Source organism: Propionivibrio pelophilus DSM 12018 (assembly GCF_059569095.1).
The window spans coordinates 1-1337 of sequence record NZ_JCANUT010000141.1 but is presented as its reverse complement, the minus strand read 5'-3'; the positions used below and the strand labels follow the sequence as shown (position 1 = coordinate 1337).

Annotated in this window: 1 protein-coding gene and 1 pseudogene; one reads left to right on the top strand and one right to left on the bottom strand. The window is 50.8% G+C overall.

Annotation, left to right across the window (positions count from 1 at the left end; genetic code table 11):
• Positions 1-481: 481 nt before the first annotated feature.
• Entirely contained in the window at positions 482-1201 is a 720-nt protein-coding gene (locus BO74_RS21100; protein ID WP_496445370.1) for a GntR family transcriptional regulator, read from the top strand.
• 44 nt (positions 1202-1245) lie between these two features.
• On the opposite strand, the pseudogene BO74_RS21095 reads toward BO74_RS21100, so the two are convergent.
• A pseudogene (locus BO74_RS21095) lies at positions 1246-1337 on the bottom strand (2-deoxy-D-gluconate 3-dehydrogenase); the annotation flags it as partial.

Sequence of the window (1337 nt, the reverse complement as noted above, 5' to 3'; positions counted from 1 at the left end):
ACTTCGGCGCCCAGCGGCTTCAGAATCTCCGCCTCAACACTGTGATCGGCATAACCCGGCTCGGTGATCCCGACTACGATTTTTCTGCCTTGGCCCAAAGAATCCACTCCAACCCCAGATAGACAAAGTCACGTTGAAAAAGCAAAATCTACCGCACCAACTGGGACGCCACTATACGCCTTATTGAATACAAGTAAACACATATTAGGACACTAGTTGAAACAAACTAGGATTCTTTATAACGAACAAATATCAATAAATACACCGAAAAATCAATACACACAGCCAATACACGCAAACCAAATACGTTCTCATTGACTCAAAGCATGCGTTAGAATAAAAAGTCATATGAAATCCGCTCCGCCACAATTGGCGGAACACGAATGGCAACGCCAAAAACTTAAAGCCAAGCCGGAACACTTCAATATAATTTGCATACGCCGCCGGCTTTGCTCTTCAGACATTTACCCAGAGACTCGATTTGGACAACACCGAAAAATCAAAAAAAATGCGATCCGAGTCACTCACATCGCAAATCGCAGCAAAACTCAAGTTCGCGATACTCAACGCGGAGTTTCAATTTGGAGAAGCTCTTTCCGAGGACAAACTGGCCAGCGCTTTTGGCACCAGCAGAACGCCAGTACGCGGCGCCCTCGCCGCACTACAGGTTCAGGGCCTGATCGAAATAAAACCGCAAAGCGGAAGTTTCGTTTTCATGCCAACAAGACAAAACCTGGCAGACCTTTGCGAATTCCGAACCATGCTGGAACTTCAGGCACTCACGTTGAGCATCGATCGCAAACACAACGAAACAATCGCCCTGCTGCGCGAGGCAAATGACAGGATGGTCAAAGGGGAGCGGGAAGGAGACTGGCAGTCGGTCGCTGAGGCCGACTCGGCCTACCACCGGGCCCTTGTCCAGAATTGCGGAAATATTTACCTGGCAGAATCCTTCGAACTCGTCGCGGCTCGCGTCGACGCCGTCAGAACCCGAATCACGATGGCCCTCGGAAAGATTCGGGCTCGCGTCATGAACGAGCATCTGGCAATCATCGAGGCGCTCGAAGAAGGAAAGCTTGCCAAGGCAAAATCAATACTGACGTCTCACATCATGACAGCCCTGTCTTCGTTCGACATGGCCAGCAAAGAAGCTAACTTCAACACAAGAAAAACCACGCTGAGCTTTCCCTATGAACGCTGAGGTGGAGCACTCAGGGCCCACTTCCAGGCACAAAGCTCCGTTATTTACCGCCCCATCCATCCGCCATCGACGGTGATGATGGTGCCGTTGACGTAGTCGGAGGCGTCCGACGCGAGATACACCGCCGCACCCACCA